A 15,738-nucleotide genomic window follows, 5' to 3' on the forward strand; every position below is an offset into this window, starting at 1 on the left:
TTGTAATTGACGGGAAGTACCGTGGCGCGCCAGGAATCGGATTATCAGGCCAATACATAGGTATCGATATGTCGCTTATCCCTATCCTAGAAGTTGCTATCTCACTGGCCTTGCTATACTTGTTTTTCAGCCAGGTAGTGCTGTCGGGGTTTGAGTTGATTGCGAGCAAAATCAACCTGCGGGGGCGATTTCTGCGCTACCAACTTACTAAGGCCCTCAATAGCGGCAACGACAAAAACTGGGCTGAGCTGATGTATCGGCACCCCAGCGTGGATATGCTGGCGCAAACCACCAAACGCCCCCCAACCTATGTTCCGTCCAGTGTATTTGTAAAAGCCATTGTCGATCTAGTGATTGACGAAGCCCGCACCCACGAGTTTGTGCAGCAGCCCAGCGGCGAGTACGAGTACCAAGTTACCGATCCGGGCGCGGGCCAGGCAACGGCGTTGGCGAAGTTTGAAGCGGGCTTGGCACACGTCTCGCCCGGCGACTTTAAACGGCTCCTGCAAAGCTTGGTGCTCAATGCCCAGGGTTGTACCGTCGCCGGAGCCGGAGCAGTAGGCGACGAAAAGGTATTTGCTGAATTTGTGCGCGGGCTGGCTGTATGGTATGATAACTACATGGAGCGGGTTACGGGCTGGTATAAGCGCGAAATCCGACCTTATTTATTTGCATTGGGCTTACTGCTGGCAATAGTGTGCAACCTTGATTCGCTCTATGTGGCCCGCTACTTCTGGGAGCACGCCGAGGAGCGCCGCCGCGTAGCCGATTATGCAACCGAAGTAGTGGCCCGAGCTAGAGTTGCTGCACTGTCTTCTACTGGCAATAAGCCCCCCGACTCTCTAAGCACCAAACAACAGGTGCGGGCGTTCATCAACCAGGCCGACTCGCTGACTAAGGGCCTCCAGCGCCACGGCTATCCCATCGGCTGGACGATACCGCCTACCGTCGACAGTACGAAGCTGCCCGACTCCTTTTACACGTACCAACCGGCAGTGGCCCATGCACCCACCCGGAGTCAGCGAATGTGGCGCTGGATCAGAGGTGAACGCACTACGGGTACCATCTTGCGGCCCGCCTACTGGGTGCATCATCAGCGGAACCTAACACCCGCACCAGCCGCTGACAGCCTGCAATCAGTAGTGCCGGCCGCTGTGGTGCAGTGGCAGCGCGACACACTCCTTCAGCTGCCAACGCGCGGCGGCCTCGTTTTGCGGGCTGCGCCACCGGCTACTACTGCCCCCAACCTGCAACAGCCGTGGTGGCTTACCGGCCTGGGCTGGCTCCTGACGGGGGCGGCGCTGTCCTTTGGGGCGCCCTTCTGGTTTGAGCTGCTCAACCGTCTCGTGAACATGCGCAACCAGGGTTTGCGCCCGCCTACTGCCACTGCTACTTCTCCCAAAGAGCCTAGCTGACAAGCTTTTGCTATGAGCAATCTGTACAACTGCCACGCACACGTCTTTAACTTGGATTGTGCCCCGTTGAGGTTTCTGGATATGTACACGGGGCGGCGGCTGGGCTCCGTGCTACGCGCCGTGTTGAAGGTGCCGGGGGCCACCACGCTGCTCGTAAAACTGACCAATCTGTTCGGCAAAAGATTCCGGCTGCCCTTGCTCCAACGCTATGCGGCCTTTCTGGAAATTGGCAGCGGCATATCCCAGGTAAGCGTATTCGAACAACAGCTGCAGCCGCACTATCCGGCCGGAACCCGCTTTGTACTGCTGGCCCTGAATATGGATTATATGGGCGCGGGAGCCGCTACGCTCAACTACGACACCCAGCTCTGGCAGCTGCTGGAAGTACGCAAGCGCCACCCGAATACTTGCTTGCCCTTCCTGTGCCTCGACCCGCGCATGGGAACGGCGGCGCAAAATCTGGCTTTCGCGGAAAAGTGGCTGAAGCGGGGGTTCGTTGGGTTGAAGCTGTATCCTTCGCTCGGCTTTTTTCCCTTCGATGAGCGCTTGGATCTGGTGTATGCGTTTGCCCAAAAGCATCAGGTGCCGGTGCTCACCCACTGCTCGCGCGGCGGCATTTATTACCAGGGCGAATTAGCCCCCCACCTGCGCTGGCCTGCCCTGCCCCCGGCGCTGCGCCAGCGCATTGCGGAAGCTACGAAACCGGGCCAGCCCTTTAAGCTGGGCGACAACGAATTTCCGCTCCCAGTGGAGGAAGGGCGCTTCAGCTTCCGCAACGACGTATTTAGTGATCTGCTGCTGGAGCCTCGCCTTTACGACCTGGTGCTGGCCCGCTATCCTGAGCTGAAGCTATGTCTGGCGCACTATGGCGGCGGCGACGAAATTCTGGCCTACCTCAAAGCCCAGGAAAAAGCCCCCCAGTCGTCCGCCGCGGCCCAGCCACCGGAAGAAGCTCCTGCCAACTGGTACGCGGGCGTGCGGTGGCTCATGCGCAAATATCCCAACGTGTACACCGATGTAGCCTTTACCCTGGCCGAAGGGCCAGTCGTGTTTCGGGGGCGGGCGGAAAATGAGCTATTCCAAACGTTGGCCGCCGACCTAGGTCAGCAGTCACCTTACCGCGACCGGCTGCTCTTTGGCACCGACTTCTTCATGGTTTCGCGCCTGCAAGCCGAGCAAACGCTGGCCGGTGAATTGATGCAGTATTTGCTAAAAATGCCCCCGAAGCTGACGCGCCATCCTCCTGGCAACGCCTGGCCACCGATAATCCCACCTGCTTTCTGCACTCTGAGTTTTATGTGCCTGTGGAGCGGATAGGCCAGCCGATCTGTAGGCGAGCCTATGCGCCGGCCCTGCCGCCTGAGCCCGGCCTGCGGCCGCTGCCCGTTTCCATCTAAAAAAGGGCGCAAGAGCAGGACGGAAGTGTGCCAGCCTGCAGAGGTACTGAAATGACTCACTTATTCACTGCCAACTTTCCTCCCTATGCCAGCCATCAAAATTGACCCCGCCCAGCCGATAACTTTTGCCATCACGTTTCACTCGCCCCACGTGGTGGCTTATCGGCTTTGGTACAAACGACCGGGCGACGAGAAGCCCAGCATCTTTGCCACCGGTACGGATGATGAAACCAGCAACCCTTCTACCCACATGCATACCGTGGGACCCTTACCGCCAGGCAGCGAAATCAGATATTTAGTGTGGCTGAGCGGCAACAGCTACACCGCGTACCGCATCGAGATAGAGGTTCTGCAGAACGGCCAGCCAGTACAGGACGGAGCCTTCTCTCTGCGAGGCACCACGGATGAGGATGGCTTCGATCAGCGAAAAAACACTTTGGAGCTAACTGTATGAACAGCCAATTGAACCTTCTGCCATTCCGCACGACTTGGCTCCTCACGCTTTGGCTGGTGCTGGCCCCACAGCTGGCCGTCCAGCTAGTAGCCCAGGGCAGTCAGGAAAAACTGACGCCTTATGCTATTCCCGAGCTGCCGGCCCTCACCTTTGTAGGGGGCAGTGCCAACAACGTGACGCGCCCCGTAACGCCGCGCGCACTGGCCACGGAGCTGGCAAACGGGGTTGACTCAGCGGGTCGGGTAAAGCAAGGGCTGGCCGTAGCCGTAGCACCCTATGCGCTGCTAGGCGGCAGCGTAGATGTGAAAGAATACCAGACGAACTGGCGCAAATATGTGCTCTACAACGCCCAGGTATCGGGAGGCAGCGTGCGCACGGGCGGCGACGCCAACGCTACGGACCTGGGCTTCGGCTTCCGCTTAACCCTAATCGACCACAGCGACCCCATGCTAGACTCAGCGTACACGCGCCAGGTGCGTAAGCTGCTAGAAGCAGGTCTGCCCGATGACCCCGATGATGCTGACCTCGCCTTTGCAGCCGCCAAAGAAAAGGTAATAGCCTACCGCAAACAGTGGCGCAAAGACAATTGGAACCGCGCGGGTCTGGCATTGGCCGCCGCCAGCGGGTGGCGACTCAATGAATCGAGTATACTGCCAGCTACCGATAGCCGCTGGCTGGGCTGGAGCGTGTGGGCTACGGGCGCGCTGCCACTGGGGGCAAATCGGGGCAGTTGGTAGGCCAGGTGCGCTACACTTGCCAACAGCAAACCCCGGAGCTGAACGGCCCCACCCAAACCGACAACCAGCTCCAGTATGGTGCACGCGCCTTGTTCGGGTCAGGTACAGTTAATTTCTTTGTCGAGGTGACAGGCACTAACCATAGCAACCCGCTTCCCAATGTAGCCAGCTCGGGCGCTGAGTGGGCGGGCGGCCTGGAGTTCAGGGCTTCCGAAGGTATCTGGATAGCCACCAGCCTGGGGCGAAAAGCCCCAAACGATGGTAAATCAGCGGCCATTTTATTTGCCGGGCTTCGGTGGGATATTGCTGATGCAGCCCGCCTCAAGAACCCGTAGCCGCTAGCTACGGCTACACTGGCTTACTGCAAGTGGCATGGCGCCAGCTACTTTCACCAAAAAAGCCCCCCAACACAGATAGTAAGTGCTGGGGGCTTTTGCTGATACTATGTTGAATACCAACAAAAAGCGGACGATTATCCCAGCTTCTTATACCGCACGCGCTTGGGCTCTACATCGCCCAAGCGTTTCTTCTTGGCTTCCTCATAATCCGAAAAGTTGCCCTCAAACCAGACTACTTCCGAGTTGCCCTCGAAGGCCAGAATGTGCGTGGCCAGACGGTCGAGGAACCAGCGGTCGTGGCTGATAATTACGGCGCAACCGGCGAAGTTCTCCAGCGCGTCTTCCAGTGCCCGGATGGCATTTACGTCCAAGTCGTTGGTGGGCTCGTCAAGCAGAAGCAAATTTGCCCCTGCTTTAGTGTAGTGGCCAAGTGCACGCGGTTACGCTCCCCACCCGACAGCATACCCACTTTCTTTTCCTGGTCGCCGCCGCGGAAGTTGAAGTTGCTCACGTACGCCCGGGCATTCACTGGGCGGCCCGCCAGGAGCATCGTTTCGGTACCACCAGAGATAGTCTCGAACACTGACTTATTCGGGTCGAGCGTGTCGTGCTGCTGATCCACATAGGCCGTCTGTACCGTGGGGCCGACTTCGAAGGTGCCCGCATCAGCTTCTAGCTGGTTGGTGATGAGACGAAACAGTGTGGATTTACCCGCTCCGTTCGGTCCGATGATGCCGACAATACCACCCTGGGGCAGGGCAAAGCTCAGGTTTTCAAATAAGAGCTTGTCGCCGAAAGCCTTGGAAATATGATGAGCCTCAATTACTTGCCCACCCAAACGAGGACCGTCTGGAATAAATAGCTCCAGCTTCTGCTCCTTTTCTTTCACATCAGCACTCACCAGCTTGTCGTAGCCAGCCACGCGAGCCTTGCTCTTGGCCTGTCGGGCTTTGGGCGACATGCGTACCCACTCCAGCTCACGCTGCAAGGTTTTCTGGCGCTTGCTCTCGGTTTTCTCTTCCTGAGCTAGGCGGTTCGACTTCTGCTCCAGCCATGAGGAATAGTTGCCCTTCCACGGAATGCCCTCGCCGCGGTCCAGCTCCAGAATCCAGCCGGCCACGTTGTCGAGGAAGTAGCGGTCGTGGGTTACGGCAATCACGGTGCCCTTGTACTGCTGCAAGTGCTGCTCCAGCCACAGCACGCTTTCGGCGTCGAGGTGGTTGGTGGGCTCGTCGAGCAGAAGTACGTCGGGCTCTTGCAGCAGCAGGCGGCAGAGAGCTACGCGGCGCTTTTCACCACCCGATAGGTTGCCTACGATGGCGTCGCCGTCGGGCGTGCGCAGGGCGTCCATGGCACGCTCTAGCTTGCTGTCTAGGTTCCAGGCGTCGAGCTGGTCGAGGCGCTCCTGCACTGCGCCTTGACGTTCCAGCAGCTTGTCGAAGTTAGCATCTTCGGCTCCGAAAGCTTCGTTGATTTCATCAAATTCCTTAAGTAAGGCTACCGTTTCGGCGGCACCTTCCTGCACTACTTCCATCACCGTTTTGGCGGGGTCGAGCTGGGGTTCCTGCTCCAGATAGCCCACTGAGTAGCCCGGCGACCATACTACTTCGCCCTGAATCTGCTTATCGACGCCGGCAATTACTTTCAGCAGCGACGACTTCCCCGAGCCGTTCAGACCAAGCACGCCGATTTTGGCACCGTAAAAAAAGGAGAGGTAAATATTTTTGAGAACCTGTTTCTGGGGCGGATACACTTTGCTCACGCCGGCCATGGAGAAGATGATCGTTTCGCTCATAGAAATGAAATTGGGGGGCTTTTTTAAAGTTTTTAGACAACAAACCAAGCTGCGTGGGCAGGCAGATTCCTCGTAAAAAGGCAGTCATGCAGAGCGGCCGCGTCGCATCTCGCGTGTTTAGCGGGAGTACTAATGAGACATCAGCACGCGAGATGCGACGCGGCCGCTCTGCATGACGTTCTGCTAGAGAAGCTCTTAGATCAATTCGCCTGTTTCAACTTGGTTCCCCACCCGCGGCCTAACCTTGCGGCGTTGGCTTACGTTCGGTTCAGATAACCTTGGCTAACTCGGCGAGCCGGCCAAAGGTAGGCAGCTTGCCCTAAGTTTCCGCCGTTTAAACACAGGGTTTCACAGGCAGCGAATGTGCTTTTCATCCCGTAAACTTGTAGTCAGCTAATACCGTTTCTTTACCCTTCCGATCCCACCACCTAGCCGCTTTCGCGTTATTATTATCATATAGTATGGAACCACAAGATCACCTGCTGGCCGAAGCCCGGCGCTACGGCTACGTCGAGGGCGACCAAGTGTGGCTACGCTCGTTTATGGATTTGCCGGCCCGTCAGGTTGGGCAGGTTAAAGAATCCGAGGAGGCTTCGCTTCAGTACTTTGCTCAGCGCTTCGAGAGCTTTCGGGCCAAAGTAGAAGAGCTCCTCACCAAGATTGAGGAATCGGAGAACAAAGGCTCTTTCCTGATGAAGGCCCTGCACCTAAAGGAGCAGATGGCCAGCTATGATGGCCTCGGCGACTTTGCGAGCCTGCACCGCCGCCTCACCGAGGCCGAGGAAGGCATCAAGCTTACCGTGGCGCGCAACCGTGAGAAGAATCTAAATACCAAGATCACGCTTATTCAGGAGGCCGAAGCCCTGCGCGACAGCATCGACTGGCAAACGGCCGGCGAGAAGCTTCAGGAGTTGCGCCAAGCCTGGATAAAGACTGGCCCCGTAGAAAAGCACCTCACCGAAGAGCTGGAAAACCGCTTCCGCGAAGCCGTGGATCAGTTTTTCGTGCGCAAAAAAGAATTTCTGGCCGATAAAAAGGCTATGTCTAATCGGGTGGTAGACAAGTACCGCGACCTGATTCGCAAGTCGGAGGCTATCCAAAACTCGGAGGATTTTGAAGAAACCACTCGCCAACTCAAGCAGCTGCAACAAGACTGGAAAGAAGTGGGGGGCTCCTTGCCTCGCAAACAAGCCAACGAGTTATGGACGCGATTTCGGGCTGCTCACAACCACTTCTTCGACCGTCTGAAAGAGCACATCAGCACCAAGCGGGTAGATGCCAAAGACGGCTACATGGACGACAACTTAAGCCGTAAGCGGGCCTTGGTTGCCGAGGCCGAAGGGTTGCTCAATCAGCCTATGTCGGCAGCGGTGGCACGCGCGAAAGAGTTGCAGGCCGCCTGGAAAAAGGTGGGTCCCGTACGCGGTGAAGAATCTGACCGCGTGTGGGAGCAGTTCATCATGGCCTGTGATAAGGTATTTGAGATGAGCGCTTTGGAGCACTTTATCCGGAAGCGCCAGCCGAATACCCAGGAGACAGGCTCGCCGGAAGAGCAGGTAAACACCCGTGTGCAGGCTCTACGCGACTTTATCAAGTACGACAAGCAGGAGTTGGAAGTGCTACAAGAGAACTTGGGCAAGCTCAATGACTCACCCGGCAACGAAACTTTCCGCAATATGTTGGAAGGAAAAATCCGCGGATTTGAGCGAAAAATCCGCACAAAAACCGATCTTATCGAATTGTTGCGCAAGCGTCTAGCGGCTTAGGCTGAACCTTACAACACTTTTTACGTTGTCGGGAAGCAAACGCTGTTGCGCCGCTTTGGCAGGCGTTTTCGGCCGGCCGGGTTTTTGCTCACCGGCTACTTACAACTTTATTTTGCCCACTTTTTTTGTAGCACACCATTATGTATTGGACTCTGGAACTTGCTTCCTACCTGGAAGATGCCCCCTGGCCCGCCACCAAGGATGAACTGATTGATTACTCCATCCGCTCGGGTGCCCCGATGGAAGTGGTGGAAAACCTGCAGGCATTGGAGGATGACGGCCAACCGTACGAGAACATTGAAGAAGTTTGGCCGGACTACCCGACCAAGGAAGACTTCATGTTTAATGAAGACGAGTACTAAGAAAGAAGTCAGGAGTTAGCAGCCGAAGTCAGAACGGATTGGATGAGTGGTATACCCGACAGTCAGTCTGCTTCAACCGCCAGCACTCAACTCTCAGCTCCTTTAACAATACAGAATCTGGTTGCGGGGTATGAACATCGTGTTCTGCTCCGCAACCTTTTTTTGCGTGTTCCGGCGCCGGCTTTTGTAGCTATTGTGGGGCACAATGGCTGCGGCAAAAGCACACTCTTCAAAGCCCTTACGGGCCGAATTCCTTATCAGGGCAGCGCGCACATATTTGGCCACGACCTGCGCACCGAGCGCCAGCCGGCAGCCAGTGGTTTATTGGCCCATCTGCCCCAGCGCAATACGGTTAGCTTTCCCATTGAAGTTCGTGAACTGGTTGTGATGGGTCGCTTCCGTCACCAGCGTTTCCTGAGTGCCTACGGCCCCACCGATTATGCCCAGGCCGATGAAGCGTTGGCCCGCGTGGGTGCCGCTCACCTTGCTCACCGCGACTTTACGCTCCTATCCGGCGGCGAGCAGCAGCTGGTGTGGCTGGCGCAACTGGCGCTGCAAGACGCCCAGCTTTACCTCCTCGATGAGCCCACCCAGCAGCTCGACGTGTATTACCGTCGCCGGGTGTTCGACCTGCTACAAAGCTGGGTACTAGAAGCTGGCAAAACAGTGCTTTGCATCACTCACGACCTCGATAATTTGCCCCCCATGACGGGCTACTTACTGAATTTGTCGCTTCCAGAGCCCGTTTTGGAAGTGCTCACGCCCGAGAGCGTGCAGAAGGCAAAAGCGTATCTGGAAAGCGAGGACAGCCTGCGGATCGAGCCTATTTCTTAGGCAACTACTCGTCTCGTTTCCCTGGTGTGCCTCGTAATACCTGCCCGATAGAACGCATAAATGGCCACGGCGTCACCGAGTTCATCACCTGAAAGTTCTCAATCCAGGAAGTGCGCTCATCCAGGAAGTCGAAGATGCGCTCCACCGGGTTGTGCTGAAATAATTCGGTAAAGATGTCGCGAGTGGTTTCGCCCTTGCGCTGCATGATATCGAGCAGTAAGGTATCGAAGAGGCGAAATTGCCACCGGTCGCCGGTTGGGTCGGGCGGCGGCGTGCCGGTGGTGGCCAGCGCTTCTACCAAGCGGGCCGTGTGCGCCTGAATGCGTTTGAATGCGTAGCCCGTACTCGGCTTAGCCCGCCCGGCGCGCGTCCCCAGATTGATAATATTTGCCCCCCGACGGGCGGCCAGCGGATGATCGGTCATGGGAATAGCGCCAACTTCTTCCGCCGCTATGCGGTAGGTCTTTACGCCGAGCGTGGTAGTCAGGTACTCGTGCATCGCCGCTTCGTAGGCAGCTTTGGGCAGTAGGTCACCAGAGAATAGCGTGTACTCTATTAGCGCTCGGCGCCGACTGAAAGGCAGCACGTACATAAAGCGCGGCTCTTGGTATTGTGGCCCCCGAAAATCCATGAATTCCACGGTTTCCGGGTCGAACACATCCTGGTCAGTTTCTACCTCCCAACCCACAAAATGCTGGAGCAGGTAGCGGTGCTTATCGGGCTGCTTATCAATACTTGGCGGGCGACTATCGAAGGCGTATCGGGCCGTGAAATTTCCTTCAACGGTACTCGCTACCACGCCGGCGGGGGGCAAATTTTCGAGATTATCGACAGTAGCGCGCATCAGCGTAAACTGTGGATTGTCGGCCAGCGCGGCATGTACGAACTGGTAGAAATCCAGGCCCCGAATCATTTTGTAACGGTGGCGACGAAGCGGAAATACTCGCTCGAAGCCCGGACTACGAAAGGCCAGCTGCTGCCATTCGTGGGCGACGATACTATCAAACGGCGACGGCGCATCTGCCCAGAACGACCATGTGCGGTCATTTTGGTCTTTGGCTACCGGTTCCAACAACAGTACCCGCTTATCGTGCAGGCGCGGCTCCTGGGCTAGCGCATACGCCAGACTCAGACCAGCGGCCCCACCACCCACTATCAAATAGTCGAAATCAGTTTGCACAAACACAAAAAAACCGGCGACGGAAGCATTTCCGTCGCCGGTTCAAATAACGGCTTAATACCTGAGCTTGTTTCTGTATTAGAAGTTTGGCGAGAGCAGGTACTTGGAGTAGAAATCGTCGATGATTTTGACGGCCGAAGCTGCATCATCCACAATTTGGACCAGTTGCATATCCTCGGCGGAGATATTGTGCTCTTCGTGCAGCATCACTTCTTCAATCCATTTGAACATTCCTTCCCAGTAACGCGACCCAACCAGCACGATAGGGAAACGGCCTATCTTCTTGGTTTGAATCAGCGTGATAGCTTCAAACAGTTCGTCTAAGGTGCCGAAGCCGCCGGGCATGCCAATGAAGCCCTGAGCGTACTTCACGAACATCACCTTACGCACGAAGAAGTAGTCGAAGTTGATAACCTTATCGGGGTCGATGTAGATATTATGAAACTGCTCGAAGGGCAGCTCGATATTGAGCCCTACTGACCGACCACCCTCGGAGCGCGCACCTTTGTTGCCGGCTTCCATAATACCCGGCCCGCCACCCGTGATGACGCCGTAGCCGTGCCGCACGAGTTTGGCCGCGATTTCCTCAGCCATCTGGTAGTAAGGGTTATCGGGCTTGGTACGTGCCGAACCAAAAATAGACACGCAGGGGCCGATTTTGCTCATCTTCTCAAAGCCCTCTACGAACTCAGCCATCACTTTGAAGATCTGCCAGGAGTCGGCAATCTTAATCTCGTTCCAGTCCTTATCCACGAACGCGCGCCGGATGCGCTGCTCATCATCGAGCTGTAGGGTACGCTGCCCGCTGGTCTGCTCCCGAATTTCGCTGATGGATGTCACCTTATTATCGTTCACATTGGGCTGACTAATGGTCTGCCCACTCCCTGCATTCAGGGTCTCGTCGTGGATTTTGGTCCGACTGGTTTTTTTAAGCTTAGTCATAGATACTGCACTTTTGAGCCCGCCTACGGGAATTAGCAAGCACTTTTGGGTGCCGCGAGCCTGTTTTTAAAGAAAATGAAAGATAATCAGAAGCCTAGCGACCAAAACGCGCAATTGCCCTCTACCCAAAACCGGGGCGTGCAAGATAAGGGTTTGGCTCTGTTGTCCAATAGGAAGAGCCTACTTACTCTCGCTGTTTTACTTCGAGCGGATGGCAATAACCGGATCGAGGTTGGAAGCCAGAACCGCCGGAATAATACCGGCCAGAATACCGATGACCACCGATACGGTGAGGCCCAGCGTCACGTTGCCAGCCGAGAGAAACAGGGGCAGCGATTCCTGCGGAATCAGCGTGATCAGAAAGACCAGAAAGATGCCGGCTGCGCCGCCAATCAAGCACAGAAAAATAGCTTCGAACAGAAACTGAAACAGGATAAAGTAATTTTTGGCCCCCAGCGACTTCTGAATGCCAATAATATTGGTGCGCTCCTTCACCGACACAAACATGATATTGGCAATGCCGAAGCCGCCCACCAGCATGGCAAAACTGCCAATAACGGCGCCCGCCACCCCAATTACAGAGAACAGCTTGGAGATGAGCTCTCCAAACATTTCGGGCCGATTCAGGGCGAAGTTGTCTTCCTCACGGGGCTTGAGCCCCCGAATATTCCGCAGTGCTCCCTGTAGCTCCGACTCTAAGTTGGTGAGGTTCTGATCGTCTTCGCGGCCCTTCACAATAATGCTAGGAGTTACGCCGCTTCCACCGCTTCCGCTATTGATGGCAAAGATTTGACTGAACATCCCAAACGGAATCAGGCAATTAGTGTCGTTGCTGGGCGTGTCGATCAGCTTTTTTCCTTCTTTTTTCATTACCCCAATCACGGTGAACTTTCGCCCACGTGCCGTGAATTCCCGGCCTAAAGCTGAACTGCCGCCAAACAGATTTTCGGCGATGTCGGCCCCAATGATGGCGACGTTGCGAGATAGATCTATTTCCTGGGGGGTAAAATAGCGCCCCTCCCCAATAGGAACCTTTGAAACCTGTTGGAATTCGTAGCTCACGCCTTGCAAATTACAGTCGGTAAGGCTGTTATTTCCCGCTTTCAGGGTGTTTCCGCCCGTGTTAGCCATAATAGCCATTCCCATATGACTATTGGGGTCGAGGGTACGCTCAATGGAGCGAAACTCGCGCTGGGTAGGCACAGGGCGGTTGAAGTATTTCCACCAAGGCTGATTAGGCTCAAATTTCCAGGGCCACTTACCGACGTAAATCACCTTTTCGCCCAGAAAATCCATGCTCTGCCGAATGTTGGACTCCAGCGAATCTACAACGGTAAAAACAGCGATGATGGCAAAAATGCCCACCGTGACGCCCAACAATGAGAGAATGGTGCGCAGCAAATTGGATTTGAGAGCTTGCCACGCGAAGCGGAAGCTTTCCAGTGTCAGGCGCAGGGCGAGCATGGAGCGAGAGGTTAAGTAGCTAAAGGGTTGGCTAGCTGAACTAATACATTGTCGACTGGGCAGTAGTTCAGCGGGTAGCAATGGAGCAAGTTATGTATTTAACCTGCCACTATTACAATCAGTTAGCTGTTCAGCTATTTGAGCATTCTATGCTGATTCCGGGCGAAAAATAACGATTAATCCGGCCATTCTACGTACTTTTGCCCCCTGAAATTTTTGTTAGCTTCCCCCCCTATTGCCCATATCCGACCATGAAACTGTCCGAGTTTAAATTTGACCTGCCCGAGAACCTGCTGGCGCAGCACCCGGCTAAAAACCGCGACGAGTCGCGCTTAATGGTAGTACACCGCGATACTGGCAAAATCGAACACCGTATTTTCAAAGACATTATTGAGTATTTCAATGACGGCGACGTGTTCGTGATGAATGACACGAAGGTGTTTCCGGCGCGACTATATGGCAATAAAGAAAAGACAGGAGCAAAAATTGAAGTGTTTTTGCTGCGCGAGCTAAACAAAGAAAGCCATCTGTGGGACGTACTCGTTGATCCGGCCCGTAAAATCCGGGTGGGCAATAAATTGTACTTCGGCGAAAGCGACATGGTGGCCGAGGTTATTGATAACACCACATCTCGGGGCCGTACCATCAAGTTTTTGTTTGATGGTCCTGATGAAGAATTTTATAAAGCTCTCCACGATTTAGGCGAAACGCCGCTGCCCCGCGAGGCTATCACCCGCGATGCTGAGCCGGCCGACAAAGAGCGCTATCAGACCATTTATGCCAAGCACATTGGTGCCGTAGCCGCTCCTTCAGCGGGCTTGCACTTTACCCGCGAGGTACTGAAGCGCCTGGAAATCAAAGGAGTAGAAACTACTGCCGTTACGCTGCACGTTGGTTTGGGCACTTTCCGTCCGGTGGATGTGGAAGACCTGACCAAGCATAAGATGGACTCAGAGAACTTCATCGTTCCTGCGGAGGCGGCCATTATTGTAAATAAGGCGCTGGATGCTAAAAAGCGCGTGTGCTCGGTGGGTACCACCACCATGCGGGCGCTGGAGTCATCCGTATCGGCGCACAACCGTCTAAAAGCCAACCAAGGTTGGACCGACCGGTTTATTTTCCCTCCGTACGAGTTCAAAATCGCTAATACCCTGCTCACCAACTTCCATACGCCGGAGAGCACGCTAATGATGATGACGGCCGCTTTTGCTGGCTACGATCTGTTGGCGGAAGCGTACAAAGTAGCTATTAAGGAGAAGTATCGTTTCTTTAGCTACGGCGACGCGATGTTGATTCTGTAAACTAGAAGTCAAAAGTTAGATACTATCTTTCTTCGTCTTCACCGAAAAGCCCGGTTACCTTTGGTGGCCGGGCTTTTGTTGCTCATTACATTCCTTTGTCACTCTCGTAGCTGTTGCTCATGTCGTCTCCTAATCGGTTTGCTATACTTGTGGCTGGCGGCAGCGGCACGCGCATGGGCGCAGGTCAGCCGAAGCAGTTTCTGGAGTTGCTTGGGGAGCCCGTGCTGCTGCATACGCTGCGCCGCTTCGCCGAAACCAGCCTAGGAGTGCAGCAATTTGTGGTGGTTTTGCCCCCCGACCAGTTTGATACGTGGCACCACCTCTGTACCCGGCATCAGGTCTCGATTCCGCACGCGGTGGTGGGCGGGGGGCATTCTCGGTGGGCATCTGTGCGTAATGGCCTGAAGCACCTGGCTACCTACACCGAAGGCATTGTAGCGGTGCACGATGGCGTGCGGCCACTAGTATCGGCGGCAGTCATTGAGAATACGTATGCGGCCGCTGCTGAGCACGGTGCGGCCATAGCCGCCGTGGCACCCAAAGACTCGGTGCGCGGCTTATCCAAAGAAGGTTCTTATGCGATGGACCGCTCCCGCTTGCGCTTAGTTCAGACCCCTCAATGCTTTGATTTGGAGCTGCTTCGGCGAGCGTATCGGTTGCCGGAGTTGCCTACTTTCACCGATGACGCGAGCGTGGTGGAAGACCTGCACCCCATTCACTTAGTAGAAGGCGACTATCGCAACCTCAAAATCACGACGCCGGAGGATATGCTGCTGGCCGAAGCCATTCTGCGTAGTCGGTAGTACACTGTGGCGCTGTGACCTTAGGTCTTGTCAGAACGCCAACTTTCTCATGTAATTTGCCCCCCAGGCGACGCGATGATGACCTACTCGGAGCCGCTTTCTACCTTTCACTGATTCCTATGTATACCTGCTTGCTCTACGATGTGCGCGACGGTGTTGCGACTATTACGCTTAACCGGCCCGATGTATTCAATGCCTTCAACGACCCGCAGAGCTACGAGCTGCAGGATGCCCTGAAGCAAGTAGCGCGCGACGCCTCGGTACGGGCCGTCGTGCTTACGGGTGCCGGACGGGCGTTTTGCTCAGGGCAGGATTTGAAGGCAGCGCAGGGAGAAGAAAAAAGGTCTTTCTATGACTCTTTGCACAAGCGCTACAACCCTATTATCCGGGCTATGCGAAGCTTACCGAAGCCTATTATCGGGCGGCTGAATGGAGTAGCCGCCGGGGCTGGCTGCTCGCTGGCGCTGGCCTGCGATGCGCTGATTGCCTCCACCGAGGCCTCCCTGATTGAAGTGTTTATCAATATTGGGCTGGTGCCGGACTCGGGTTCGTCGTACTTTTTGCCGCGCTTAGTGGGCACGCTGAAGGCGTTTGAGTTGTGTACGCTGGGCTCTAAGGTATCGGCGGAGGAAGCGTTGCGGCTGGGCCTAGTAAACCAGGTGGTGGCGCCCGAACAGCTCGACGAGGTTACGTATGCTCTGGCAGCACGATATGCCGCAGCACCTACCAAATCGATTGGCCTGATCAAGCAAATGCTGAACAAGGCCAGTGCCTCAACACTTGATGAAATGTTGGACTACGAAGCCTACTGCCAGCAGATTGCAGGCGAGTCGGATGATTATAGGGAGGGCGTACAGGCATTTCTGGAGAAGCGCAAGCCTCAGTTTCGCGGAGCGTAGTCCAGGCAATCAAGCTGCAATTTTTGGTTATTGAAAGCGCCACCTTGCTAC

At 55.5% G+C, this 15,738-nt stretch carries 14 protein-coding genes and 1 pseudogene; 11 read left to right on the forward strand and 4 right to left on the reverse strand.

Features of this window, described 5'->3' with window-relative positions; genetic code table 11:
* The first annotated feature begins 68 nt into the window (after positions 1 to 68).
* The 5 genes from G7064_RS10980 to G7064_RS11000 all read left to right on the forward strand — a co-directional run bounded on the left by G7064_RS10980 (position 69) and on the right by G7064_RS11000 (position 4,338).
* Positions 69 to 1,415 carry a hypothetical protein gene (locus tag G7064_RS10980; protein ID WP_166073614.1) on the forward strand — a complete coding sequence of 449 codons (1,347 nt, stop codon included), beginning with the start codon at positions 69 to 71 and terminating at the stop codon, positions 1,413 to 1,415.
* A gap of 12 nt (positions 1,416 to 1,427) precedes the next feature.
* Positions 1,428 to 2,732: an amidohydrolase family protein gene (locus tag G7064_RS10985; RefSeq protein ID WP_166073615.1), complete on the forward strand. Its 1,305-nt coding sequence runs from the start codon at positions 1,428 to 1,430 to the stop codon at positions 2,730 to 2,732.
* Positions 2,733 to 2,897: 165 nt separating this feature from the next.
* On the forward strand, positions 2,898 to 3,266 hold the full coding sequence (locus G7064_RS10990; protein WP_166073616.1) for a hypothetical protein: 369 nt from the start codon (positions 2,898 to 2,900) through the stop codon (positions 3,264 to 3,266).
* On the forward strand, positions 3,263 to 4,003 hold the full coding sequence (locus tag G7064_RS10995) for a hypothetical protein (RefSeq protein WP_166073617.1): 741 nt from the start codon (positions 3,263 to 3,265) through the stop codon (positions 4,001 to 4,003). Before G7064_RS10990 ends, G7064_RS10995 begins: the two co-directional genes overlap by 4 nt.
* Entirely contained in the window at positions 3,955 to 4,338 is a 384-nt protein-coding gene (locus G7064_RS11000; RefSeq protein WP_166073618.1) for a hypothetical protein, read from the forward strand. Before G7064_RS10995 ends, G7064_RS11000 begins: the two co-directional genes overlap by 49 nt.
* A 137-nt stretch (positions 4,339 to 4,475) precedes the next feature.
* On the opposite strand, the pseudogene ettA reads toward G7064_RS11000, so the two are convergent.
* A pseudogene (gene ettA / locus G7064_RS11005) lies at positions 4,476 to 6,136 on the reverse strand (energy-dependent translational throttle protein EttA).
* Between the two features lie 461 nt (positions 6,137 to 6,597).
* Here ettA and G7064_RS11010 point away from each other — a divergent pair.
* The 3 genes from G7064_RS11010 to G7064_RS11020 all read left to right on the forward strand — a co-directional run bounded on the left by G7064_RS11010 (position 6,598) and on the right by G7064_RS11020 (position 9,098).
* Positions 6,598 to 7,902 carry a DUF349 domain-containing protein gene (locus G7064_RS11010; RefSeq protein ID WP_166073619.1) on the forward strand — a complete coding sequence of 435 codons (1,305 nt, stop codon included), beginning with the start codon at positions 6,598 to 6,600 and terminating at the stop codon, positions 7,900 to 7,902.
* A gap of 140 nt (positions 7,903 to 8,042) precedes the next feature.
* A complete protein-coding gene (locus tag G7064_RS11015; RefSeq protein WP_019948259.1) occupies positions 8,043 to 8,264 on the forward strand; it encodes a DUF2795 domain-containing protein in 222 nt (73 codons plus the stop codon).
* Positions 8,265 to 8,426: 162 nt separating this feature from the next.
* On the forward strand, positions 8,427 to 9,098 hold the full coding sequence (locus G7064_RS11020; protein ID WP_240935450.1) for an ABC transporter ATP-binding protein: 672 nt from the start codon (positions 8,427 to 8,429) through the stop codon (positions 9,096 to 9,098).
* Positions 9,099 to 9,102: 4 nt separating this feature from the next.
* On the opposite strand, the gene G7064_RS11025 is transcribed toward G7064_RS11020, so the two are convergent.
* The 3 genes from G7064_RS11025 to G7064_RS11035 form a co-directional block, all read right to left on the reverse strand.
* Positions 9,103 to 10,278, reverse strand: a complete 1,176-nt coding sequence (locus G7064_RS11025; protein WP_166073621.1) for a lycopene cyclase family protein — start codon at positions 10,276 to 10,278, stop codon at positions 9,103 to 9,105.
* Positions 10,279 to 10,356: 78 nt separating this feature from the next.
* Positions 10,357 to 11,220, reverse strand: coding sequence for a TIGR00730 family Rossman fold protein (locus G7064_RS11030; RefSeq protein WP_133271296.1), 864 nt, complete (start codon positions 11,218 to 11,220; stop codon positions 10,357 to 10,359).
* Between the two features lie 198 nt (positions 11,221 to 11,418).
* On the reverse strand, positions 11,419 to 12,684 hold the full coding sequence (locus G7064_RS11035; protein ID WP_133271295.1) for an ABC transporter permease: 1,266 nt from the start codon (positions 12,682 to 12,684) through the stop codon (positions 11,419 to 11,421).
* A gap of 251 nt (positions 12,685 to 12,935) precedes the next feature.
* Between G7064_RS11035 and queA the strand changes: the two genes are divergently transcribed.
* The 3 genes from queA to G7064_RS11050 all read left to right on the forward strand — a co-directional run bounded on the left by queA (position 12,936) and on the right by G7064_RS11050 (position 15,687).
* Positions 12,936 to 13,985 (forward strand): tRNA preQ1(34) S-adenosylmethionine ribosyltransferase-isomerase QueA, encoded by a 1,050-nt coding sequence (gene queA / locus G7064_RS11040; RefSeq protein ID WP_133271294.1) that lies wholly within the window; start codon positions 12,936 to 12,938, stop codon positions 13,983 to 13,985.
* A 119-nt stretch (positions 13,986 to 14,104) separates the two neighbouring features.
* Positions 14,105 to 14,788, forward strand: a complete 684-nt coding sequence (locus G7064_RS11045) for a 2-C-methyl-D-erythritol 4-phosphate cytidylyltransferase (protein WP_133271293.1) — start codon at positions 14,105 to 14,107, stop codon at positions 14,786 to 14,788.
* A gap of 119 nt (positions 14,789 to 14,907) precedes the next feature.
* Positions 14,908 to 15,687, forward strand: a complete 780-nt coding sequence (locus G7064_RS11050; protein WP_166073622.1) for an enoyl-CoA hydratase-related protein — start codon at positions 14,908 to 14,910, stop codon at positions 15,685 to 15,687.
* Positions 15,688 to 15,738 lie beyond the last annotated feature (51 nt).

Origin of the sequence: Hymenobacter sp. HDW8 (assembly GCF_011305775.1) — a bacterium.
GTDB lineage: Bacteria > Bacteroidota > Bacteroidia > Cytophagales > Hymenobacteraceae > Hymenobacter > Hymenobacter radiodurans.

Excerpts from the sequence above, each read along its gene's own strand:
- G7064_RS10990 (WP_166073616.1), top strand. The coding sequence starts at position 2,898 with ATGCCAGCCATCAAAATTGACCCCGCCCAGCCGATAACTTTTGCCATC.
- G7064_RS10995 (WP_166073617.1), top strand. The coding sequence starts at position 3,263 with ATGAACAGCCAATTGAACCTTCTGCCATTCCGCACGACTTGGCTCCTC.
- G7064_RS11035 (WP_133271295.1), bottom strand. The coding sequence starts at position 12,684 with ATGCTCGCCCTGCGCCTGACACTGGAAAGCTTCCGCTTCGCGTGGCAA.
- G7064_RS11045 (WP_133271293.1), top strand. The coding sequence starts at position 14,105 with ATGTCGTCTCCTAATCGGTTTGCTATACTTGTGGCTGGCGGCAGCGGC.
- G7064_RS10985 (WP_166073615.1), top strand. The coding sequence starts at position 1,428 with ATGAGCAATCTGTACAACTGCCACGCACACGTCTTTAACTTGGATTGT.
- G7064_RS10980 (WP_166073614.1), top strand. The coding sequence starts at position 69 with ATGTCGCTTATCCCTATCCTAGAAGTTGCTATCTCACTGGCCTTGCTA.
- G7064_RS11015 (WP_019948259.1), top strand. The coding sequence starts at position 8,043 with ATGTATTGGACTCTGGAACTTGCTTCCTACCTGGAAGATGCCCCCTGG.
- G7064_RS11050 (WP_166073622.1), top strand. The coding sequence starts at position 14,908 with ATGTATACCTGCTTGCTCTACGATGTGCGCGACGGTGTTGCGACTATT.
- G7064_RS11010 (WP_166073619.1), top strand. The coding sequence starts at position 6,598 with ATGGAACCACAAGATCACCTGCTGGCCGAAGCCCGGCGCTACGGCTAC.
- queA (WP_133271294.1), top strand. The coding sequence starts at position 12,936 with ATGAAACTGTCCGAGTTTAAATTTGACCTGCCCGAGAACCTGCTGGCG.
- G7064_RS11030 (WP_133271296.1), bottom strand. The coding sequence starts at position 11,220 with ATGACTAAGCTTAAAAAAACCAGTCGGACCAAAATCCACGACGAGACC.